The organism is Vibrio hyugaensis, from assembly GCF_002906655.1.
In the GTDB taxonomy this organism is placed as follows: Bacteria; Pseudomonadota; Gammaproteobacteria; order Enterobacterales; family Vibrionaceae; genus Vibrio; species Vibrio hyugaensis.
In genome coordinates, this window is the sequence record NZ_CP025794.1 from 3,130,498 (window position 1) to 3,153,664 (window position 23,167).

Below are 23,167 nucleotides of genomic sequence, written 5' to 3' on the forward strand. Positions count from 1 at the left end.
AACGTGACCGATCTATTAAGCCAAGACGAGATTGATGCGCTACTACATGGGGTTGACGATGTTGATGACGTCGATGAACCCATAGATGCCGGCGACGAAAGTGCCGTCAGTTTCGATTTCTCGTCTCAAGACAGGATTGTCCGTGGTCGGATGCCGACGCTCGAACTTATCAATGAGCGCTTTGCCCGACACATGCGAATCAGCCTGTTTAACATGTTGCGTAAAACCGCTGAGGTGTCGATTAACGGCGTACAGATGATGAAATTTGGTGAATACCAAAATACGCTGTACGTTCCGACCAGTTTGAACATGGTACGTTTTCGTCCACTCAAAGGCACAGCCTTGATCACCATGGAAGCACGTTTGGTGTTTATCTTGGTTGAAAACTTCTTCGGGGGTGATGGCCGTTTCCACGCCAAAATCGAAGGCCGAGAATTCACGCCAACCGAACGTCGCATCATTCAGCTTCTGCTGAAAATTGTTTTCGAAGATTACAAAGAAGCGTGGTCGCCAGTGATGGGGGTGGAATTTGAATACCTCGATTCCGAAGTGAACCCAAGTATGGCAAACATCGTGAGCCCGACCGAAGTGATTGTCGTGAGTTCATTCCACATCGAAGTTGATGGCGGTGGTGGTGACTTCCACGTAGTGATGCCTTACTCCATGGTTGAACCAATCCGCGAACTGCTTGATGCAGGTGTGCAATCCGACAAGATGGAAACTGACGTTCGTTGGAGCTCTGCTCTGCGCGAAGAGATCATGGATTGCCCGGTTAACTTCCGTGTGAACTTGTTAGAGAAAGACATCTCTCTTCGCGATTTGATGGAACTGCAGCCGGGTGATGTTATCCCGATTGAAATGCCAGAACACGCGACCATGTTCATCGAAGATTTGCCGACTTACCGTGTGAAAATGGGGCGTTCTGACGACAAGCTTGCCGTGCAAGTTTCTGAAGAAATCGAGCGTCCACACGTAGTCAAAACCGATTTAGCCTTCTTGGGTAAAGACATCATGTCTGAACTTGAGAATGACGACGATACAAACGATTAAAAATCCTTGCTAAAACAAGCCGCCAAGATGTCTCTCTCAATGCCATTGATGACGAGACTCAAAAAGGCGTAAGCAAGGCTTAACACAGGACAGAAAAATGGAACCAAGTGACGATCAAAAGCTAGCAGACGAATGGGCAGCCGCTCTTGGCGAAGATCCGTCTGCACCTTCAATCGATGTTGATGAGATATTGGCAGCACCATTGGAGGAGCTGAAAGATACTTCTGCTCCAATTACGGATGACGAGCGTCGTAAACTCGATACCATTATGGATATCCCAGTGACAATCTCGATGGAAGTGGGCCGCTCGCAAATCAGCATCCGTAACCTGCTGCAATTGAACCAAGGTTCGGTTGTGGAACTTGACCGTCTAGCTGGTGAGTCATTAGATGTATTGGTTAACGGTACTTTGATTGCTCATGGTGAAGTCGTTGTCGTCAATGACAAGTTTGGTATTCGTCTGACCGACGTGATCAGCCAAACTGAACGCATTAAAAAGCTGCGCTAATATGAGCAGCTCAATCAAAACGCGATTGAAGCAAATCACAGGAGCACTCGGCTTAATGCTGAGTGCTCCTTATGCATTTGCAGCCGCGCCAACGAGTCTAGATTTAGCGACCACATTAGGTTCTTTAGTGCTTGTGATTGGTGTGATTCTATTACTGGCTTGGTTGCTAAAACGCATGCAAGTTCCAGCGATGGGGCAACAGAAAGGGCTGCGTATTGTCAGTCAGTTACCAGTCGGCACCAAAGAGCGCATTGCGGTTGTTCAGGTTGGTGAAGAACAGTTCTTGGTTGGCATTACAAGCCAATCTATCCAAACCTTGGCCAAGCTTGAAACGCCATTGAAAGAGGAAGCGTTGGCGACCAGCGCATTTGCTAGTCAATTTAGCCAACTGATAAAAAAACATGACAAAGGATAATTCAATCCGCCTGATGCTGAGCACCTTTATGTTGCTCATTGGCGTGCTGTTTTCTTCGCTTTCTTTTGCACAAGCAGAGGAATCACCATTACCTGCCAATCTAGCGCAGGGCGACAGTGTGACGGTTAAGGCAATGGAGAGTGAGTCAGGCTCAAGCCGCAGTATGTCGGTGGGTAATGGTGGCGGTATTCCTGCCTTTACCATGACGACCAACGCCGACGGCAGTGAAGACTATTCGGTGACGTTACAGATTCTTGCCTTAATGACCATGCTTGGCTTCTTGCCAGCGATGGTGATTTTGATGACGTCGTTTACCCGTATTGTGGTGGTGATGTCGATTCTGCGACAAGCTATGGGTCTACAGCAAACGCCTTCTAACCAAGTCATCATTGGTATCGCGCTCTTCCTGACTTTCTTTATCATGTCGCCTGTTTTGAATGAGATTAACGATCAAGCGGTTCAACCCTATTTGAATGAGCAAGTTACGGCACGTGAAGCCTTCGACGCTGCACAAGCGCCGATGAAAGCTTTTATGCTCAAACAAACTCGCATCAAAGATTTGGAAACCTTCGTGACCATGTCAGGTGAAGAAGTGACCAATCCAGAAGATGTCTCTATGGCGGTGTTGATCCCAGCTTTCATTACGTCCGAACTTAAGACGGCATTCCAGATCGGCTTTATGCTGTTCTTACCGTTTTTGATCATCGACCTGGTTGTTGCTTCTGTTTTGATGGCGATGGGTATGATGATGCTATCGCCAATGATCGTATCGCTGCCATTTAAGCTGATGCTGTTTGTGCTGGTGGATGGGTGGAACTTGATATTGTCGACACTCGCCGGCAGTTTTGCCCTTTAGATTGGTCACAGAGAGAAGAGGGTAAGACATGACTCCAGAAATGTTTGTCGAGCTTTTCCGTGAGGCACTTTGGATGGTGCTGATCATGGTGTGTGCCATCATTATCCCCAGCTTGCTGATTGGTCTAGTCGTGGCGATTTTCCAAGCGGCAACCTCTATCAACGAACAGACGCTGAGTTTCTTGCCGCGTTTGATTGTCACTTTGTTGGCTCTGATGTTGTTCGGCCACTGGATGACGCAAATGCTGATGGAATACTTCTACGGCCTGATTGAACGCTTACCACAGGTGCTCTACTAGAGGCGCGTATGGAGTATCCAACTCATATCGTCCTCGACTGGATCGCAAACTACTTCTGGCCCTATACCCGTATCTCTGCCATGTTGATGGTGATGACGGTAACTGGGGCACGCTTCGTCTCACCTCGAATTCGCTTATACCTTGGCTTAGCGATCACCTTTGCGGTTGCGCCTGCTATTCCCGCTGTGCCACAAGACATTGAATTGCTCTCTTTCCGTGGTTTCATGACCATCGCTGAGCAAATCATTATTGGCGTTGCCATGGGCATGGTGACTCAATTTATGATCCAAACCTTTGTTCTGCTTGGTCAGATCCTCGGTATGCAATCGAGCTTGGGTTTTGCCTCCATGGTTGACCCTGCGAATGGACAGAACACGCCACTGCTTGGTCAGCTCTTTATGTTCTTGGCAACTATGTTCTTCCTTGCCACCGATGGGCACTTAAAAATGCTGCAGCTGGTGGTGTTCAGTTTTAAAACCTTGCCAATTGGTTCTGGCTCATTAGGAAGTGTCGACTTCTATGAGATGGCGAGTTGGCTAGGCATCATGTTTAAAACGGCGTTGAGTATGTCTTTATCTGGCATCATCGCATTGCTTACCATCAACTTATCATTTGGTGTAATGACGCGTGCTGCACCGCAGTTGAATATTTTCTCACTCGGTTTTGCATTCGCTTTGATGGTGGGCTTGCTGCTTTGTTGGTACATTCTGGCGGGTTTATACAGCCATTATGAATTGTTCTGGGCTGTGGGTGAGGAGCAGATTTGTAACCTCATTCGCTTGAATTGCTAGGAGGCTGGATTGGCAGAGTCAGACGGTCAAGAACGCACCGAAGAAGCCACCCCCCGACGGTTACAACAAGCCAGAGAGAAGGGGCAAGTTGCTCGATCTAAAGAGCTCGCATCCGCCTCTGTGCTGATTGTGGGCGCGATCGCCTTAATGTGGTTTGGTGATGCTTTAGCACGCTCACTGTTTTCGATCATGAGTCGTTTATTTGATCTCAAGCGAGAAGAGATCTTTGACACTGCAAAGTTGTTTGATATTGCGTTTGGCGCGATGACAGATTTGCTGTTCCCACTGTTTTTGATTCTCATCACCTTGTTTGTTGCCGCCATGATTGGAGCCGCAGGGGTCGGGGGCATCAGTTTTTCTGCTGAAGCGGCAATGCCAAAACTGTCCAAAATGAACCCGCTTAGCGGTTTAAAACGTATGGTTGGTATGCAGAGTTGGGTGGAGCTTATCAAGTCCATTCTGAAAGTCGCACTTGTTACGGGGATGGCGATATACCTCATTCAAGCCTCACAAGCGGACTTGATTCAACTCAGTATGGATGTGTATCCGCAAAACATCTTCCATGCTTTGGATATCCTGCTCAACTTCATTTTGCTTATCAGTTGTTCGTTGTTGATTGTGGTCGCGATCGATATTCCCTTTCAGATCTGGCAGCATGCCGATCAACTTAAGATGACCAAACAAGAGATCAAAGACGAATATAAAGAGACCGAAGGTAAGCCGGAAGTGAAAGGTCGTATTCGTATGTTGCAAAGGGAAGCCGCACAGCGTCGGATGATGGCGGATGTCCCACAAGCGGACGTTATCATTACCAACCCGGAGCACTTTTCTGTTGCGTTGCGTTATAAGCAGAAAACCGACCGAGCTCCAGTGGTGATCGCCAAAGGTACCGACCATATGGCGATGAAGATCCGAGAAGTGGCGCGTGAACATGACATTACCATTGTACCTGCTCCGCCATTGGCGCGAGCGCTTTACCACACCACAGAGTTAGAACAAGAAATACCCGACGGACTGTTTACTGCCGTTGCACAAGTTCTCGCATTTGTGTTCCAGCTTAAGCAATATCGCAAACGTGGCGGTCAGCGACCTAAGATCCAAGATTACGATTTGCCAATCCCACCGGAACATCGCCACTAATGAAAATAATTGCATGGGTGAAGTAGACAAAAATTCGCATTAGATCAAAGGATTGTGATTTCTTTGAGCGATTAGTCATTATTTTGGCGTTAATCATGGTACACACATTGCTTATAACGCGTTAATCAACAACAATACCTGAACTTTTAGGCTAAAGCCGTCGCGTAGTACTCATTATAAGCGTTTAATTACTGCTTTCAGTTACGTGATGCTCCAGACCGATTGAGACACCTCGCAGTATGAAGTTAAGCCTGCCATTTGCAGATAAATTGCCAAAGATCCCACAGCGTTCCATGCCTGCCATTGGTGCGCCTGTTATGGTACTGGCCACCCTTGCGATGGTGGTTTTGCCTATTCCTGCGTTCCTGCTGGATTTATTCTTCACCTTTAACATCGCCTTAGCCATGGTGGTGTTGTTAGTGACCGTTTACACACGTCGTCCACTCGACTTTGCCGCATTCCCAACAGTACTGCTTATTGCAACTTTATTGCGCCTTGCATTGAACGTGGCGTCTACGCGTGTGGTACTACTTTACGGTCATGAAGGGGGCAACGCCGCTGGTAACGTAATCGAAGCCTTTGGTAACGTTGTGATTGGCGGTAACTACGCCGTGGGTTTGGTCGTATTCCTAATCTTGATGATCATTAACTTTATGGTGGTTACCAAAGGTGCGGGTCGTATTTCTGAGGTGAGTGCTCGCTTCACTCTGGATGCCTTACCGGGTAAACAGATGGCGATCGACGCGGACTTGAATGCCGGTTTGATTGACCAAGACCAAGCACGCATACGCCGTTTTGAAGTGACCAAAGAAGCCGACTTCTACGGTTCAATGGATGGTGCGTCTAAGTTTGTTAAAGGCGATGCGATTGCCGGTATCTTAATCCTGTTCATCAACATCATCGGCGGTTTGTCGATTGGTATGGCACAGTATGGTTTGGGCTTCTCAGAAGCGATGCAAATCTACACCTTGCTGACCATCGGTGACGGCTTGGTGGCTCAAATTCCGTCGCTACTATTGTCTATCGCAGCCGCGATGATGGTAACGCGTCAAAATACTGATGAAGACATGGGTGAACAGCTGATTTTCCAGATGTTCGACAACCCGAAAGCCCTCATGATCACCGCTGCCATTCTTGGTGTGATGGGTATCGTGCCGGGTATGCCGCATTTCTCGTTCTTGTCATTAGCCGCTGTTGCTGGTGGTGCTGCTTACTGGCTTGATAAGAAGCAAAAACAAAAAGCCAAAGAACCGGCCTTACCCGCCAAAGCGGAAGATGGCAGCGAACCCATTTCTCAACGCGAATTGTCATGGGACGATGTACAACCAGTCGATATAATCGGTCTGGAAGTGGGCTACCGTTTGATCCCATTGGTGGACCGAGACCAAGGTGGCGAACTGCTTGAGCGTGTGAAAGGCGTGCGTAAAAAGCTCTCTCAAGACTTCGGTTTCCTTATTCCTGCGGTTCATATCCGCGACAACCTAGAACTGACCCCAAACAGCTATCGTATTACCTTGATGGGCGTTGCTGTTGGTGAGGCCGAAATTCGCCCTGACCAAGAGCTGGCAATCAACCCTGGTCAGGTTTATGGCATGATTGAAGGCGAACCAACCATGGACCCGGCATTCGGCCTTGAAGCGGTTTGGATTCGTGAAGAGCAACGTGAACACGCACAAGCGTTGGGTTATACCGTTGTTGACTCTTCAACCGTATTGGCGACGCACTTAAGCCAACTACTCACCAACAACGCATCGCAGTTAATTGGTCACGAAGAAGTACAGAATCTGTTGGAGATGTTGGGACGCAGTGCTCCTAAGCTGGTGGAGAACTTTGTGCCTGACCAACTTCAGCTTGGTGTGGTAGTAAAAGTGTTGCAAAACCTACTCAACGAAGCCATTCCAATTCGCGATATTCGAACTATAGTGCAGACCTTGGCCGAGTACTCAAGTAAGAGTCAAGAACCTGACATTTTAACTGCCGCTGTTCGTATCAGCTTGAAACGTCTAATTGTTCAAGAAATCAATGGTATAGAGCCAGAGCTGCCAGTGATAACACTGATTCCTGAACTGGAACAAATATTGCATCAAACCATGCAGGCATCAGGGGGCGAATCTGCAGGTATAGAGCCGGGATTAGCAGAGCGACTTCAGTCCTCCTTGAGCCAAGCGACACAAGAACAAGAACTGAAAGGTGAGCCAGCGGTTCTACTGACATCTGGCGTATTGCGTTCCACACTGGCGAAGTTTGTTAAGAACACAATACCTAACCTCCGTGTACTTTCTTACCAAGAAATACCGGACGAAAAACAGATCAGAATTGTGCAAGCCGTGGGTAACTAATCCCGCGCATCATTAATGGATTCATAGTTTGAAGATTAAACGATTTTTTGCCAAAGACATGCGAACCGCACTGCTCCAAGTGAAAGAAGAACTTGGTGCAGAAGCCGTGATCATGTCGAATAAGAAAGTGGCGGGCGGTGTAGAGATTGTTGCAGCAATAGATGGCGAGTCTAACGCAGCCCCGACTTCGCAAGCGCACTCTCTTCCCAACCGTGGCGCAGCTCAACCAAATCGTTATAGCGAACCTCGTCAAACGTCGTCATCCACGGCTGAGCGTTATCAAGATCGCCGTCTAGATGAAGACAGAATCAGCCTAAACGCGAACAATGAAAAATCAGGCTCGATGACACAACGCTTCGCGAACATGCTCAAGCAATACAGTGGCGGTGCGGCCGAGTCTGATGACCATGTGGCAGAGAACGAAGATTCTTTGTCTGCATTGCTGCAGCGCCAAAATAAGCACCGTGAAAGCTATAACCAAGAGAAGCCAGCGCCTTACCAACCAGACTCGCCCTTGGCGAAGTTGATTGCCCAAGACAGCCGTTTTGAGCGTCCGACACCAAAGTTGGATCCAACCCGTTACGACCGTCGCCGTCCTTCGGATGAGCGCGACGACTCTGCGGATGAGTTGGAGAATATGCGTGAAGAGATGACGTCGATTCGCCGTCTGCTCGAACACCAAGTCTCTGGGTTGATGTGGCAAGAAGTTGAGCGCCGAGAGCCATTGCGCGCGATGTTGATTAAGCGTTTGGAACGCATGGGTGTTTCGCCTGAGCTTGCAGACCAAATGGCTTGCTACATTCCAGAAGATACCAAACCGGCACGAGCGTGGAAGGCATTGCTTTCTCTTGTAGCGGATCAAATCACAATTCCAAAGCAAGATATTTTGAAACGTGGTGGTGTCGTTGCGTTGCTTGGTCCAACAGGTGTGGGTAAAACCACGACTGTAGCCAAGCTTGCTGCACGTGCGGCGATGGAGTTTGGGGCCGACAATGTAGCCCTTGTGACAACAGATACATATCGCATAGGTGCACATGAGCAGCTCTCAATTTACGGAAGAATTATGGGTTGTCCCGTAAGAGTTGCTAAAGATTCTAACGAGTTAGCCGATGTTATATATCAGCTACGAAGCAGAAGACTGATTTTGGTCGATACGGCAGGGATGGGGCAGCGAGACGTAAGGCTCTCTGAACAGCTCGATACGCTAATGCAAGAGAGTGGAGAAGTGATTCACAGCTACCTTGTTTTGCCGGCTACCGCACAACGTCGTGTTCTACAAGAAACACTGGATCATTTCCGACGCATTCCGTTGTCGGGCTGTATTTTGACTAAGCTTGATGAATCATTGAGCTTGGGTGAATTTATAAGCGTGGTGATTCAGAACGCGATGCCAGTGGCCTACATTGCCAATGGTCAGCGCGTGCCAGAAGACATTGTGATAGCACAACCAAAATACATGATTGCGAAAGCAAATGAACTGTTAGAGAAGTCGACAGAGAACGAACCTCACTTTTGGAACAGTGACAGCGAAGGACTCTAGGGCGGCGGACTACTATGACTGAGAATATGATACACGATCAAGCAAGCGGCCTCCGTCGCTTAACACAACCATCATTGACTAAAGTAATTGCTGTTACTGGCGGCAAAGGTGGTGTGGGTAAATCAAACGTAACACTGGGTCTGGCGATTTGTATGGCTCGCCAAGGCAAGAAGGTGATGGTTCTCGATGCTGACCTAGGTCTAGCCAATGTGGACGTTATGCTCGGAATCCGTTCAAAACGTAACCTAGGGCATGTCCTCTCGGGTGAATGTGAGCTAAAAGATGCGATTGTTGAAGGCCCTTATGGTATAAAGATAATCCCTGCAACTTCTGGCACACAAAGCATGACCGAGCTATCTCCTGCTCAACATGCTGGACTCATCCGTGCATTTGGTAGTCTTGAAGATGAAATGGACGTATTGCTGATTGATACAGCAGCGGGCATTTCCGACATGGTGATTAGTTTTTCACGAGCAGCTCAAGATGTTGTGGTTGTGGTTTGCGATGAGCCGACTTCCATCACAGATGCCTACGCATTAATCAAGCTGTTGAGTAAGGAACACCAGGTCCAACGCTTCAAAGTTGTTGCAAATATGGTCAGAAGCTACCGTGAAGGCAGAGAATTATTCGCAAAGTTGACACTAGTCACAGAGCGCTTCTTGAATGTCAGCCTTGAACTCGTAGCATGTATTCCATTAGATGATAAAGTACGACAAGCCGTTAAACGACAAAAGATCGTTGTGGATGCATTCCCTCGTTCTCCAGCGGCTTTAGCAATCAGCTCATTAGCGAATAAAGCACTAACGTGGCCACTGCCGAAAACACCAAGTGGACACTTAGAATTTTTTGTAGAAAGATTGCTAAATCGTACCGAATTCACAGAGGACCCTTTTGGTGAATAAAGCGATTACCTATGACCAACATGGCAAGTTTAATAGCCAGCAGGCGTTCATTGAACGTTATTCTGTGTTGGTCAAGCGTATTGCTCACCACCTGTTAGGCCGTTTGCCGCCGAGTGTTCAGGTAGAGGATTTAATTCAGGCCGGTATGATCGGCCTTATCGAAGCTCAGCAGAATTATGATGGTTCTAAAGGTGCGAGCTTTGAAACTTATGCAGGTATCCGCATTCGTGGTGCAATGTTAGATGACATTCGCAAAGGCGACTGGGTACCTCGTTCTGTTCATAAAAACAATCGTGAAATTAACCAAGCGGTAGCGGAGCTGGAAGGCATTCTAAATCGCGACCCGTCTGACTCTGAAGTCGCAGCACACCTTGGTATGACGTTAGATCAATACCATAGTGCACTGACCGACATAAACTGTTCAAGGTTAGTGGGCATTGAGGATTTAGGCGTCTCTGATGATGTGATTTCACCCGCGGATGAAACCGATGACAGCAACCCGTTTAAGGGCGTAGCTGATGAATCGTTTCGAAAAGCACTGGTTGAATCAATAAAACAGCTTCCAGAGCGTGAAGCTTTGGTACTTTCGCTTTATTATGACGAAGAACTCAATTTGAAAGAGATTGGCGATGTGTTGGGCGTGAGCGAATCTCGCGTAAGCCAAATACTGAGTCAAGCGATGCAACGTTTACGCACCAAGCTCAGTGCGTGGACACAAAATGACTAAACACACTGATTTTACGATTCAGTGGAGGCAATTTTGAATAAAAACATGAAGATCCTTATTGTTGACGATTTCTCAACAATGCGCCGTATTGTTAAAAACCTGCTTCGTGACTTGGGTTTCAATAACACTCAAGAAGCGGACGACGGTTTAACTGCATTACCAATGCTGAAAAAAGGTGACTTCGATTTTGTTGTAACTGACTGGAATATGCCAGGTATGCAAGGCATCGACTTGCTTAAACACATCCGTGCAGATGCAGAATTAAAGCACCTTCCTGTTCTTATGATCACAGCAGAAGCTAAGCGTGAGCAGATCATTGAAGCAGCACAAGCAGGCGTTAACGGCTACATCGTTAAGCCATTTACTGCTGCAACACTAAAAGAAAAATTAGATAAAATTTTCGAACGTTTATAACTCTCTCTTTTTCTTTGTTATTCGAGTCATCACTCCTAATACCTAATACAAAAGGGTGGCTCGGTTGACGCTCAAAAAAGCGAAAGAAAGCACTAAACGTAAAAAAGGGTCTATTCAGGATGATCTCACTAGAGCAGGCGAAGTCGCTCGTTCAGATGCTAGAAAGCGGGGAACAGGACCAAGCTAACACGCTTGTTGCCTCGATATATGAAGGCGACGGGAATCCGATGCTTAAAGAAATCGGAACATTAACCCGTGACCTTCATGATTCACTTAAGCAGTTCAACCTCGATCAACGCATGACAGAAATTGCAAAAGCCGAGATACCGGATGCAAGAGACCGTCTGCAATATGTGATTGATAAAACTGAACTGGCAGCAAACAAAACGATGGATGCGGTTGAGTGCTGTTTACCTATCGCCGATAACCTGCATGAGTGCCTTCAACAAGTTCGACCTCAGTGGAACGAACTCATGCACGGACGCATTGAATTAAGCGATTTCAAAACACTTTGTCACCGTATCGATGAACTGTTAGTTCAAGTCGAAGGTGACAGTACTGAATTGCGTGGTCAACTGACCGAAATTCTTATGGCACAGGACTTCCAAGACTTAACGGGTCAAATTATTCGCCGTGTGATCACGCTTTCTAATGAAGTGGAAGATCGCTTGGTTGAGATCTTGACCGTCTTTTCTGCAAATAAACCAGAAGAACAGACTCAAGTTTTGCCAGAACCGCCAGATAAAAAGATTAAGCAATCAAGCGAAGCTGAAGGCCCTATTCTGAATCCGGAACTTAGGGAAGATGCGGTTTCATCGCAGGACGAAGTCGACGATTTGTTGTCCAGTCTTGGATTTTAAAGGTAACGTATGAGCTACGATTTAGACGAAGATATTCTTCAGGACTTTCTCATTGAGGCTGGAGAAATCCTAGAGCTGCTGTCTGAGCAGCTGGTTGAACTGGAAAATAACCCAGAAGACAAAGATCTCCTAAACGCGATTTTCCGCGGCTTCCACACCGTAAAAGGTGGTGCTGGTTTCCTATCATTAGCAGAGCTGGTTGACACTTGTCACGGTGCTGAGAACGTGTTTGACGTGTTAAGAAACGGTCAACGTTCTGTATCGCCAAGCTTGATGGACACCATGCTAAAAGCGCTGGATACAGTCAATACGCAATTCCAAGCGGTGCAAGATCGTGAGCCACTAGATGCGGCAGATCCAGCATTGTTGGAAGAGCTTCACCGTTTGTGCAAGCCAGAGTCAGAAGACGAGGTTGTTACGGTCGCAGAAGCACCAGTTGCAACGCCAGAGATTCCTGAACCTGCTATCGAGCAGCCTGCTGTGCCAGTAGAGGCAAGCTCTGCTCCAGTGAGTGTTGGTTCCGTGGATGAAATTACTCAAGACGAGTTCGAGAAACTGCTTGATGAACTGCACGGCAAAGGCTCAGCACCAGGTGCATTGACGCCTGTACCGGCAGCTCCTGCAACGCCTACTCAAGCGAATGCTCCGGCAACCGATAGCGGTGATATTACTGACGATGAGTTCGAGAGGTTACTCGACGAGCTACATGGTGTTGGTAAGAGCCCATCTGCTTCTGAAATTGCTCCAGTTGAGCCGCCAAAAGCGGCAGAACCTGCTGCACTAGCCGGCTCTGCATTTTCGAACGACAGCGATTTGATGACGGATGAAGAGTTTGAAAAACTCCTCGACGAATTGCATGGTTCAGGCAAAGGTCCTTCTCTTGAAGAGCTCGATTTTGCGACTAAGCCTGCATCAGCAAACGTTGTTCCAGAAGCGCCAAAAGCGGAACCCGCTCCGGCTCCTCAACCTGCACCTGTTGCTGCCGCTCCTGCTCCGGCTCCAAAACCGGAAGCTAAGCCTCTTGCAGTAAAAGAAGAAGCGAAAGCACCAGCAGTTAAGAAACCTCAAGCAGAAGCGACAGTACGTGTTGATACATCAACACTAGACACCATCATGAATATGGTCGGTGAACTTGTACTGGTTCGTAACCGTCTACTGAGTCTTGGTTTGAACAGCAACGACGAAGAAATGTCAAAAGCGGTTGCTAACCTAGACGTTGTTACCGCAGACCTTCAAGGTGCGGTGATGAAAACGCGTATGCAACCGATCAAGAAAGTGTTTGGTCGCTTCCCACGTGTTGTTCGTGACTTGGCGCGTAACCTGAATAAAGACATCGTGCTTGAAATGCGCGGTGAAGAAACCGACCTAGATAAAAACCTGGTAGAAGCGCTTGCGGATCCATTGATCCACTTGGTGCGTAACTCGGTTGACCACGGCATTGAAATGCCAAACGACCGCGCGAAAGCAGGTAAATCTCGTACTGGTAAAGTTATCCTATCTGCGTCACAAGAAGGCGATCATATCGAACTGGCTATCGTTGATGATGGCGGTGGTATGGATCCGAACAAACTTCGTGGTATCGCCGTGAAACGCGGCATGATGGACGAAGATGCTGCAGCGCGTCTGTCTGACAAAGAGTGTTTCAATTTGATCTTTGCTCCTGGTTTCTCAAGCAAAGATAAGATTTCTGATATCTCAGGTCGTGGTGTTGGTATGGACGTGGTAAAAACCGCGATCAATACACTAAACGGCTCTATCGATATTGACTCTGAATTAGGTAAGGGTACGAAGATTACGATCAAAGTACCGCTGACACTGGCAATTCTACCGACGCTAATGGTTGGCGTTGGCGGTCACCCATTTGCACTACCTTTGGCTTCCGTTAACGAGATCTTCCACTTAGATCTTAGCCGCACGAATGTGGTAGATGGCCAGCTGACGATCATCGTACGTGATAAATCTATTCCACTGTTTTACTTGCAGAACTGGTTGGCTTCTAAGTCTCCACGAGTACAAGAACGTACGGGGCACGGTCATGTTGTTATCGTACAGATCGGCAGCCAACGTGTTGGTTTCGTGGTGGATACGCTTATCGGCCAAGAAGAAGTGGTTATCAAGCCATTAGACAATCTATTGCAAGGCACGCCAGGTATGGCAGGTGCGACTATCACCAGTGATGGCCACATCGCATTGATTCTTGATGTGCCAGACCTACTTAAGCAATATGCTGCGGCTTCACGCATTTAAGCGAAGCTGGGGTTTATAAAAGGAATAAAATGGCGATTAAAGTACTAGTCGTTGATGATTCGAGTTTTTTCCGTCGTCGCGTAAGCGAAATCATCAACTCAGAATCGCGCCTAGAAGTGATTGATGTTGCGGTTAACGGCAGAGAAGCGGTGGAAAAAGCCAAATCTCTCAAGCCTGACGTCATCACGATGGATATTGAAATGCCAGTCATGGATGGTATTACTGCCGTTCGTGAAATCATGGCTGCGTCTCCTACGCCAATCCTGATGTTTTCGTCCCTGACGCATGATGGGGCGAGAGCGACACTTGATGCACTAGACGCTGGTGCGTTGGATTTCTTACCGAAGAAATTCGAAGACATCGCACGTAATCGCGATGAAGCGGTATCGCTGCTCCAACAACGTGTGATCCAAATCGCTTCCAAGCGTGCGTTTATGCGCCGTCCTAGTGCGAAACCAGCGGTGACAACGGCTAATTCGACAACACGTCCTTTAGCATCTCGTGCGGCTACGCCAATAGCATCTGCGCCAAATCGCTCTATGGCAGCGAAATTCCGTGCGTCTGGTAAGAAGTATCAGTTAACGGCTATTGGTACTTCAACCGGTGGCCCTGTTGCGCTGCAAAAAATTCTAACTCGCTTACCTGTAAACTATCCGCACCCAATCGTGCTTATCCAACATATGCCAGCGACTTTTACTGCGGCGTTTGCGAGTCGTTTAAACACGCTATGCAAAATCCAAGTGAAAGAAGCGCAAGATGGTGATGTGTTGCAAGCTGGCGTTGCTTATCTTGCCCCAGGCGGTAAACAGATGATGGTTGATGGTCGTGCTGGTGCTGCTCGTCTTCGTATTATCGATGGTGGCGACCGTATGAATTACAAACCTTGTGTCGACGTAACGTTTGGCTCGGCGGCAAAAGTCTACGGCGACAAAGTCTTGTCGATGGTACTGACTGGTATGGGTGCTGATGGTCGTGAAGGTGCGCGTATGCTGAAATCGGCTGGCTCAACTATTTGGGCTCAAGACGAAGAAAGCTGCGTCGTCTACGGCATGCCTCAAGCGGTTGCGAAAGCGGGTATATCCACTGAAGATTTACCTCTCGACCGTATTGCTGAGCGCATGCTGGTCGAAGTCGGCTTAGCGTAGGAAAAATCATGATCGTTTGGAGTGTAGCGAACCAAAAAGGTGGGGTAGGCAAAACGACATCAACCGTGACGTTAGCAGGCCTATTAAGCCAAAAAGGCCATCGTGTCTTAATGGTGGATACGGACCCACATGCGTCACTGACCACGTACCTTGGTTATGATCCTGATGCTGTGACGTCGAGCTTGTTCGACCTTTTTCAGCTCAAGGCGTTTACTCGTGAGACGGTAAAACCGTTGATCGTAGAAACGGATCTTGACGGCATGGACATTATCCCTGCGCACATGTCATTAGCCACGCTCGACCGTGTAATGGGTAACCGCAGCGGAATGGGGTTGATCTTAAAGCGAGCTCTACAAGCCGTTGCTCAAGATTATGATTATGTGTTGATCGACTGTCCGCCAATTCTTGGTGTGATGATGGTGAACGCACTAGCAGCGAGTGATCGCATTTTAATTCCGGTACAGACTGAATTTTTGGCCATGAAAGGTTTAGAGCGCATGATTCGCACGTTAACCATCATGCAAAAGTCTCGTCCGGGCGGATTCAAAGTGACTATCGTGCCGACTATGTACGATAAGCGCACGAAAGCTTCGTTGCAGACGTTAACACAGCTGAAAAAGGATTATCCGAATCAGGTGTGGACCTCAGCGGTGCCGATTGACACGAAATTCCGTGATGCAAGCTTGAAGCATCTGCCAGCATCGCATTTTGCTTCTGGTAGCCGTGGCGTGTTTGCATACAAGCAACTGCTAATTTACTTGGAGAGGCTAGCGTTCGATGAGCAATAACGACGTACTTTCCAGTGAACAAGCACTTGATGATTACTTCAGTGCTTTGCTTGGCGAAGAGGTCGAAGTTATTGAGCAAGAAGAAGCACTTGACTTGCTCGCTCAAGAACTATCATCTGCAGAGCCAGAGCCAGAGCCAGAGCCAGAGCCAGAGCCAGAGCCAGAGCCAGAGCCAGAGCCAGAGCCAGAGCCAAAATTGCAACTGCATTATGCTGAACCCGAGTCTTACCAATACAGCGAAATGTATTCTCCAGCATTGGAAGCGCCCAATCTGGAGGATGTACAACGATTATTAAGCCAGCTTGAATCTACAAATGTCGTAGCAGAGTTGGATATCGATGACATTCTGGAACAAAACACCATTGATATAGCTGCTGAAGCAAAGTCAATCGTACAAGAACCAGTTATCGAAATCGAAACGGCGGTTGAAGCCGTGGAAGAAATCCAAGAGTGGAACATTGAAGAAGATTCAGTGCCTGCGATTGAGGTTGAACAACCCGAACCAATCTGGGTTCAACCAGAAGTTGAAGTGGTTGAACCAAAGTTTGATGCCGATGTGGAAATTGAACAACGCATCGAGACTGAAACAGAGCTGGAGACCGAAGCGGGAGCAAAGCTACCTGACGCTTGGGAGAGCACACAACGTAGTGAAGACTTTCAAGTATTGTACTTTGATGTAAACGACGTGACGTTCGCTGTACCGCTTGATGAGCTTGGTGGCATTCATCGCATCACAGAGCTCAATCACTTAATCGGTCGACCTGCTTGGTATTTGGGTTTACAAACCAGTCGCGAACAGCAATTTGATGTCGTAGACACTGCAAAGTGGGTGATGGCAGATAAGCTTCGTGATGAAGACTACAAAGAGAATTACCAATATGTCGTCATGCTTGGTGAAAGCATGTGGGGGTTGGCAAGTAACCAGTTAATGGGAACTGAAACACTCAATATCGACAAAGTCCGTTGGCGTGAACAAGCCGGCAAACGCCCTTGGTTAGCGGGTATGGTGAAAGAAAAAATGTGTGCTTTAATTCATGTCCAAGCACTTATAGACATGCTAAACGCCGGTTTAGATGTAAAATCACTGAATTAGATTTTGGTCGGGAACGACATTAACGAGGATTAACTATGTCTCAAGCTTTTGAAGTTGAAGTGAAGAAAGATACATCGAACGACGAAGTTCTTCAGTGGGTGACGTTCCAACTTGAAGAAGAAACTTATGGCATCAATGTGATGCAAGTTCGTGAAGTGCTTCGCTACACAGAAATCGCTCCAGTTCCGGGTGCGCCAGATTACGTGCTAGGTATCATCAACCTGCGTGGTAACGTGGTTACCGTTATTGATACTCGCTCTCGTTTTGGCCTAATGGAAGGCGAAGTGACTGACAATACACGTATTATCGTGATTGAGTCTGAGCGCCAAGTTATCGGTATCCTAGTCGACAGCGTTGCTGAAGTGGTTTACCTACGTTCTTCTGAGATCGATACAACCCCATCTGTAGGTACTGACGAAAGCGCTAAGTTCATTCAAGGCGTGAGCAACCGTGATGGTAAACTGCTTATTCTTGTTGATTTGAACAAGCTACTAAGCGATGACGAATGGGATGAGATGGCTCACCTATAATTGGCTGATGAATCATGGCTGAAGAAACCTTCCTATCTTTGCCGCTATTTGCAGGCGGCTTGGCTTTTGTTTTTCTGATTCTGCTTTTAACGCAGTTACGCGTGCGTGCTGGCTTACAAAAGCAAATGGATCAGCAGCGTGCCCATGCGCGAAATGCTGAGAAAGAAGTACAAAAGCTGAACAAACAACTGCTGGAAGTGCGTTCTGTGGTGGTTGGTTTAGGCCAAAAAGTCACTGAACAACAAGATGTAATTCAACATCTTAATGAACGCATTCGCGAACTAGAACACGCAGATACAGATGGAAGACTGTATAGTCGCGCTTCAAAAATGGTTCAACTTGGTGCTGATATCAACGAGTTGATTGAAGAGTGTGAATTGCCGAAAGCAGAAGCTGAATTAATGCTGTCTTTGCAGAAGAAACTTGCAGGGAAAGAGAAAATTCCACCACTAAGCAGTCAACCCTCTGATGACCCGACTTATCCACCTCGTGGAAGACGTCGATAAAAGATGAAAAAAGAAGCTTCGGCTTCTTTTTTATTTTTAAAATAAAAACTTATAATTACTTATGGTTAATTTTATTAAAATGTGACTATAAGTTAACAAAAACTCACGAACTTACATACATCATCGCTTTCTTATCCTGTTTTGTCACAACTAAGCTGTGTTAATATAGCCGCTCATTCATTTTTTAGTTGAAGCCCTATGTTAGAAGTCTCTAACCTAACTGCGATCCGTGACGAAAGGGTCCTGTTTGAAAACCTGCAATTTGAAATTAAGCCTGGTGAGCTTGTCCAAATAGAAGGGCGAAACGGCACAGGTAAAACGACATTGCTGCGAATCATTATCGGGTTAGGGGACAGAGAAGAGGGCACCATCAAATGGAAAGGCGAAATCACGGAAAAATCTCGTGACGTCTTTCATCAAGACTTGCTCTTCCTTGGGCATCAAACTGGCGTAAAACGCGAGTTGACGGCATTCGAAAACCTACGCTTTTATCAATCTATTCACAATAACAGCTCTTCTGATGACGAAATCTTTGCTGCATTGACTCAAGTTGGTCTTGCAGGTAGAGAAGATGTGCCTGTAGCACAACTTTCTGCCGGTCAGCAACGACGTGTTGCGCTTGCTCGATTGTGGTTGAGTAAACAAATTCTATGGATTTTAGATGAGCCGTTGACGGCAATTGATAAACAAGGTGTGAAGGTGCTTGAATCATTGTTTGCAAATCATGCTGATAATGGTGGCATCGTTATTCTGACTACACACCAAGATATGTTTGCAGATAGCCCTAAACTTAGAAAAATAAAATTGGGTGATTAGTATGATTTCGTCCATGACCACCATTATCCGCCGTGAGTTGTTGATTGCATTTCGTCGTCAGGCAGACATCCTGAACCCGCTGTGGTTCTTCATTATCGTGATCACACTTTTCCCTCTTAGCATCGGTCCAGAGCCTAATTTGTTAGCACGTATTGCAGCTGGCATCGTTTGGGTTGCTGCGTTGCTGTCTGCCTTATTATCATTAGAGCGTCTATTCCGTGATGATTTTCAAGACGGTGCGCTAGAGCAAATGATGCTGATGCCAATTCCGTTGCAACTTGTTGTGATTTCTAAGGTCATAGCACATTGGTTGTTAACTGGATTGCCGCTAATTCTGATTAGCCCATTATTGGCGATCCTGCTTTCTCTTGATTTCAATACTTGGTTGTCTGTGGTTTTGACACTCGCGATCGGAACTCCGACGCTAAGTTTTATCGGTGCCATTGGTGTGGCGCTGACAGTTGGGTTACAAAAGGGCGGCGTTCTTCTGAGTTTGCTTATTCTGCCGCTCTACATCCCAATTCTGATTTTCGCTACATCCGCGATTGATGCTGCAGCATTAGGTATCGCGTATAACGGACAACTGGCTATTTTAGGGGCCATGTTGATGGGGGCCGTCACCCTCACCCCGTTTGCTATCAGCGCGGCGCTAAGAGTTAGTGTTAACTAACTCAGTAAAGTGCGGATTAAGCGACGTTTGATCAAAGAATTATTATTAAAGCACTGCTACGGTCTCGACCCTCTAGACAGTGTCCCTGAAGTAAGAGTGAGAACTTAACATGTGGAAATGGCTACATCCTTATGCCAAGCCTGAAGCAGCTTATCACCTAAGTGGTAAGTTTCTCCCTTGGTTTTCTGTTTTGGCCCTCGTATGCCTGTCGGTTGGTACCGTATGGGGGCTTGCGTTCGCGCCTTCGGACTACCAGCAAGGCGACAGTTTCCGAATCATCTATATTCACGTGCCTTCAGCCATTTGGTCGATGGGTGTTTACATGTCGATGGCCATTGCCGCATTTATTGGCTTGGTTTGGCAGGTTCGCCTTTCAGAAATGGCCGCACTCGCCATGGCACCAATTGGTGCAGTGTTTACTTTTATCGCTTTGCTTACTGGCGCGGTGTGGGGAAAGCCAATGTGGGGCACTTGGTGGGTATGGGATGCACGCCTAACCTCAGAACTCATTCTTCTATTCCTATATCTTGGTGTTATTGCGCTGTACCACGCGTTTGACGATCAGAAAACCGCCGCAAAAGCCGCTGGTATTCTTGCGATTGTTGGCGTTGTTAACCTACCTATCATCCACTTTTCTGTGGAGTGGTGGAACACGCTACATCAAGGCGCAACCATTACGAAATTTGAAAAGCCATCCATTTCATCCAACATGCTTTGGCCGCTGTTGTTGAACATCTTTGGCTTTGCGTTCTTCTTTGGTGCAGTGACTATGGTGCGTTTCCGTAATGAAATCATCAGTAAAGAAAGTCACCGTCCTTGGGTTCGCAAACTCGCATCTGAAAAAACTCAGTGAGGTAATTAATCATGCATTTTGAATCTCTGAGCGAATTATTTGCCATGGGTGGCTACGCATCATACGTATGGAGCGCGTTTGGTATTACTTTCTTGTCTATGCTGATTCTTTTGATTTCAAGCGTCCGTCGTGGGGATGCGTTATTGAAAGAAGTTCAAGCAAAAATTGACCGCCAAGCGCGTATCGACGCGGCGAAGAATATGGAGAACACGTTATGAACCCGAGACGTAAAAAGAGGCTGGGCATTGTCCTCGCTATCTTTATCGGCATCAGTGCAACCATTGGTTTGATGTTGTATGCGCTTAACCAAAATATGGACCTTTTCTATACTCCAACAGAGTTAGTTAATGGTAAGCCTGATGGTACGAAACCGGAAGTCGGTCAACGCTTGCGTATCGGCGGTATGGTTGTTGTGGGTTCAGTTCGCCGCGACCAAGACTCTCTGAAAGTGCGTTTTGATCTACACGACGTGGGTCCAAAAGTGACGATCGTGTATGAAGGTATCCTTCCAGACTTGTTCCGTGAAGGTCAGGGTATCGTAGCTCAAGGCGTACTTAAAGATGCAACAACGGTTGAAGCGTTTGAAGTGCTAGCGAAGCACGACGAAGAGTACATGCCACCTGAAATTGCAGAAGCGATGAAGAAAACCCATGAGCCTTTGCAGTACACCACTGAACAAAAACAAGGAAGCGACCAATGATTGCTGAAATCGGTCACTTTGCCCTCATTTTATCGCTTGCGATGGCAGTACTGCTAAGCGTACTGCCGTTATGGGGCGCATCAAGCAATAACACGATGCTGATGAATACAGCACGACCGCTATCTTGGTCGATGTTCATCATGCTATTTTTCTCATTCGTGATCTTATGTTGGGGTTTCTATACCAATGATTTCACGTTGCAATACGTGGCAAGTAACTCAAACAGCCAACTACCTTGGTACTATCGTCTAACGGCAGTTTGGGGCGCGCACGAAGGTTCACTGTTGCTTTGGGTGCTTATCCAAGCTGGTTGGACTGTGGCTGTAGCGACATTTAGCCGCGGTATGCCGCAAGAATCGGTTGCACGTGTGCTTGCCGTGATGGGCATGATTTCAGTCGGTTTCTTGCTGTTCATCATTCTTACTTCAAACCCGTTCCTACGTACGTTGCCATTCTTCCCTGTTGATGGTCGTGACCTGAACCCACTTCTTCAAGATCCGGGTTTGATTGTTCACCCGCCAATGCTTTACATGGGCTATGTAGGCTTCTCGGTTGCGTTCTCGTTTGCGATTGCTTCTCTAATGACAGGCCGTCTTGATACGGCTTGGGCTCGTTGGTCTCGTCCTTGGACTACAGCTGCATGGGTTTTCCTAACACTAGGTATCGCACTAGGCTCTTGGTGGGCGTACTACGAACTTGGCTGGGGTGGCTGGTGGTTCTGGGATCCAGTAGAAAACGCATCATTCATGCCTTGGCTAGCGGGTACGGCTCTCATGCACTCTCTCGCGGTAACGGAAAAACGCGGTACGTTTAAAGCATGGACAGTATTACTGGCAATCTCTGCATTCTCATTGAGCTTGCTCGGTACTTTCTTGGTTCGCTCGGGTATTCTGGTGTCGGTACACGCGTTCGCGTCTGACCCATCTCGCGGTATGTTTATCCTAGGTTTCCTCGTTTTCGTCATTGGTGGCTCACTCCTGCTATTTGCAGTGAAAGGGGCGGCGGTTCGTGTTCGTGGTAACTTTGATTTGGTTTCGCGTGAGAACGCGCTACTTGCGAACAACGTGCTTCTGATTGCTGCGCTAGTCGTCGTATTGGTTGGTACTTTGTTGCCATTGGTTCACAAACAAATTGGTCTTGGTTCAGTATCTATCGGTGCGCCATTCTTCGACATGCTGTTCGCATGGTTGATGATGCCGTTTGCCTTCCTATTAGGTATTGGTCCTATGATTCGCTGGAAGCGCGATAATCTATCTAAGCTTATTAAGCCGATGATTGTTTCCGGTGTGCTTGCCTTCGCATTAGCGGCAGTGTGCGTGTTCCTGTTCGCTGACTTCTTCTCAGTGATGGCTTACATCGGTTGGGTGATGGCAATCTGGATCATCGCAATGCATGGCTTTGAATTGTACGAGCGTGCTACGCACCGTCACAGCTTCGGCGAAGGTGTTCGTAAATTGCAACGCAGCCACTGGGCAATGATGCTTGGTCACATTGGCTTAGCCGTTACTGTGATTGGTATTGCGATGGTGCAAAACTACAGCATCGAACGTGACGTACGTTTGGCGCCAGGTGAGCACTTCAAGATTTACGGTTACGATTTCTACTTCTCAGGTCTACGTGACAAAGATGGTCCAAACTACGATGGTTACATCGCGGACTTCGAAATCACCAATGATGGTAAGTACGTGAACACGCTACACGCTGAAAAACGTTTCTACCGCACGGCGAAATCGATGATGACTGAAGCGGCTATTGATCGCGGAATTACTCGTGATTTGTACATCGCGATGGGCGAGCGTCTAGACGACAACCGTTCGTGGGCAGTACGTATTTACTACAAACCATTCGTTCGTTGGATCTGGGCTGGTTCATTGATCATGTCTTTAGGTGGTGCGCTTGCTATCTCTGATAGACGTTACCGCTTCCGCAAGACGGCTAAGAAAGACGGAAAGTCAAAGCTAGCGGAAAAGGAAGCATAA

General features: G+C 47.3%; 25 protein-coding genes. All 25 read left to right on the forward strand.

All coding sequences use genetic code 11. The features are described from left to right. Positions 1-3: 3 nt before the first annotated feature. The 25 genes from fliM (at position 4) to C1S74_RS15555 (ending at position 23,167) form a co-directional block, all read left to right on the forward strand. Positions 4-1,050 (forward strand): flagellar motor switch protein FliM, encoded by a 1,047-nt coding sequence (gene fliM, locus C1S74_RS15435; RefSeq protein ID WP_038872083.1) that lies wholly within the window; start codon positions 4-6, stop codon positions 1,048-1,050. 97 nt (positions 1,051-1,147) lie between these two features. Beyond that, positions 1,148-1,558, forward strand: coding sequence for a flagellar motor switch protein FliN (fliN, locus tag C1S74_RS15440; RefSeq protein WP_045397817.1), 411 nt, complete (start codon positions 1,148-1,150; stop codon positions 1,556-1,558). A 1-nt stretch (position 1,559) separates the two neighbouring features. Then, the gene (fliO, locus tag C1S74_RS15445; protein ID WP_038872081.1) at positions 1,560-1,973 is read left to right on the forward strand and encodes a flagellar biosynthetic protein FliO; all 414 of its coding nucleotides are present in this window, start codon (positions 1,560-1,562) and stop codon (positions 1,971-1,973) included. Continuing rightward, positions 1,960-2,829 (forward strand): flagellar type III secretion system pore protein FliP, encoded by an 870-nt coding sequence (gene fliP, locus C1S74_RS15450; protein ID WP_045397819.1) that lies wholly within the window; start codon positions 1,960-1,962, stop codon positions 2,827-2,829. Before fliO ends, fliP begins: the two co-directional genes overlap by 14 nt. 28 nt (positions 2,830-2,857) lie before the next feature. Then, on the forward strand, positions 2,858-3,127 hold the full coding sequence (gene fliQ / locus C1S74_RS15455; RefSeq protein WP_005380488.1) for a flagellar biosynthesis protein FliQ: 270 nt from the start codon (positions 2,858-2,860) through the stop codon (positions 3,125-3,127). Positions 3,128-3,135: 8 nt separating this feature from the next. After that, positions 3,136-3,918, forward strand: coding sequence for a flagellar biosynthetic protein FliR (fliR, locus tag C1S74_RS15460; RefSeq protein ID WP_038872076.1), 783 nt, complete (start codon positions 3,136-3,138; stop codon positions 3,916-3,918). Between the two features lie 9 nt (positions 3,919-3,927). Beyond that, positions 3,928-5,058, forward strand: coding sequence for a flagellar biosynthesis protein FlhB (gene flhB / locus C1S74_RS15465; RefSeq protein WP_038872074.1), 1,131 nt, complete (start codon positions 3,928-3,930; stop codon positions 5,056-5,058). 239 nt (positions 5,059-5,297) lie between these two features. Continuing rightward, positions 5,298-7,397: a flagellar biosynthesis protein FlhA gene (flhA, locus tag C1S74_RS15470; RefSeq protein WP_038872072.1), complete on the forward strand. Its 2,100-nt coding sequence runs from the start codon at positions 5,298-5,300 to the stop codon at positions 7,395-7,397. A 28-nt stretch (positions 7,398-7,425) separates the two neighbouring features. Then, positions 7,426-8,937: a flagellar biosynthesis GTPase FlhF gene (gene flhF / locus C1S74_RS15475; protein WP_045397822.1), complete on the forward strand. Its 1,512-nt coding sequence runs from the start codon at positions 7,426-7,428 to the stop codon at positions 8,935-8,937. A gap of 14 nt (positions 8,938-8,951) precedes the next feature. Then, positions 8,952-9,839: a MinD/ParA family protein gene (locus C1S74_RS15480; protein WP_045397824.1), complete on the forward strand. Its 888-nt coding sequence runs from the start codon at positions 8,952-8,954 to the stop codon at positions 9,837-9,839. Continuing rightward, complete coding sequence (locus C1S74_RS15485; RefSeq protein ID WP_038882136.1) at positions 9,832-10,566, forward strand: RNA polymerase sigma factor FliA; 735 nt, start codon at positions 9,832-9,834, stop codon at positions 10,564-10,566. Before C1S74_RS15480 ends, C1S74_RS15485 begins: the two co-directional genes overlap by 8 nt. Before the next feature lie 45 nt (positions 10,567-10,611). Further along, positions 10,612-10,980 (forward strand): chemotaxis response regulator CheY, encoded by a 369-nt coding sequence (gene cheY, locus C1S74_RS15490; protein ID WP_017635949.1) that lies wholly within the window; start codon positions 10,612-10,614, stop codon positions 10,978-10,980. Positions 10,981-11,099: 119 nt separating this feature from the next. Continuing rightward, positions 11,100-11,840, forward strand: a complete 741-nt coding sequence (locus C1S74_RS15495; RefSeq protein WP_045397826.1) for a protein phosphatase CheZ — start codon at positions 11,100-11,102, stop codon at positions 11,838-11,840. 9 nt (positions 11,841-11,849) lie between these two features. Continuing rightward, entirely contained in the window at positions 11,850-14,087 is a 2,238-nt protein-coding gene (locus C1S74_RS15500) for a chemotaxis protein CheA (protein WP_045397828.1), read from the forward strand. Between the two features lie 29 nt (positions 14,088-14,116). After that, on the forward strand, positions 14,117-15,232 hold the full coding sequence (locus tag C1S74_RS15505) for a protein-glutamate methylesterase/protein-glutamine glutaminase (RefSeq protein WP_045397830.1): 1,116 nt from the start codon (positions 14,117-14,119) through the stop codon (positions 15,230-15,232). 8 nt (positions 15,233-15,240) lie between these two features. Then, positions 15,241-16,020, forward strand: coding sequence for a ParA family protein (locus C1S74_RS15510; RefSeq protein WP_045397833.1), 780 nt, complete (start codon positions 15,241-15,243; stop codon positions 16,018-16,020). Then, complete coding sequence (locus tag C1S74_RS15515; RefSeq protein ID WP_045397835.1) at positions 16,010-17,113, forward strand: chemotaxis protein CheW; 1,104 nt, start codon at positions 16,010-16,012, stop codon at positions 17,111-17,113. Before C1S74_RS15510 ends, C1S74_RS15515 begins: the two co-directional genes overlap by 11 nt. A 35-nt stretch (positions 17,114-17,148) precedes the next feature. Then, the gene (locus tag C1S74_RS15520; protein WP_038864816.1) at positions 17,149-17,643 is read left to right on the forward strand and encodes a chemotaxis protein CheW; all 495 of its coding nucleotides are present in this window, start codon (positions 17,149-17,151) and stop codon (positions 17,641-17,643) included. Between the two features lie 14 nt (positions 17,644-17,657). Continuing rightward, complete coding sequence (locus C1S74_RS15525; protein WP_045397837.1) at positions 17,658-18,149, forward strand: DUF2802 domain-containing protein; 492 nt, start codon at positions 17,658-17,660, stop codon at positions 18,147-18,149. Between the two features lie 198 nt (positions 18,150-18,347). Beyond that, positions 18,348-18,965, forward strand: a complete 618-nt coding sequence (gene ccmA, locus C1S74_RS15530) for a cytochrome c biogenesis heme-transporting ATPase CcmA (protein WP_045397838.1) — start codon at positions 18,348-18,350, stop codon at positions 18,963-18,965. A 1-nt stretch (position 18,966) separates the two neighbouring features. Then, positions 18,967-19,635, forward strand: coding sequence for a heme exporter protein CcmB (gene ccmB, locus C1S74_RS15535; protein ID WP_038864811.1), 669 nt, complete (start codon positions 18,967-18,969; stop codon positions 19,633-19,635). A 109-nt stretch (positions 19,636-19,744) separates the two neighbouring features. Beyond that, the gene (locus C1S74_RS15540) at positions 19,745-20,488 is read left to right on the forward strand and encodes a heme ABC transporter permease (protein ID WP_038864810.1); all 744 of its coding nucleotides are present in this window, start codon (positions 19,745-19,747) and stop codon (positions 20,486-20,488) included. A gap of 11 nt (positions 20,489-20,499) precedes the next feature. After that, positions 20,500-20,706, forward strand: a complete 207-nt coding sequence (ccmD, locus tag C1S74_RS15545; RefSeq protein WP_038864808.1) for a heme exporter protein CcmD — start codon at positions 20,500-20,502, stop codon at positions 20,704-20,706. Then, positions 20,703-21,188 carry a cytochrome c maturation protein CcmE gene (gene ccmE / locus C1S74_RS15550; protein WP_038864807.1) on the forward strand — a complete coding sequence of 162 codons (486 nt, stop codon included), beginning with the start codon at positions 20,703-20,705 and terminating at the stop codon, positions 21,186-21,188. The genes ccmD and ccmE overlap by 4 nt, the downstream gene beginning before the upstream one ends. Continuing rightward, a complete protein-coding gene (locus C1S74_RS15555) occupies positions 21,185-23,167 on the forward strand; it encodes a heme lyase CcmF/NrfE family subunit (RefSeq protein WP_045397840.1) in 1,983 nt (660 codons plus the stop codon). Before ccmE ends, C1S74_RS15555 begins: the two co-directional genes overlap by 4 nt.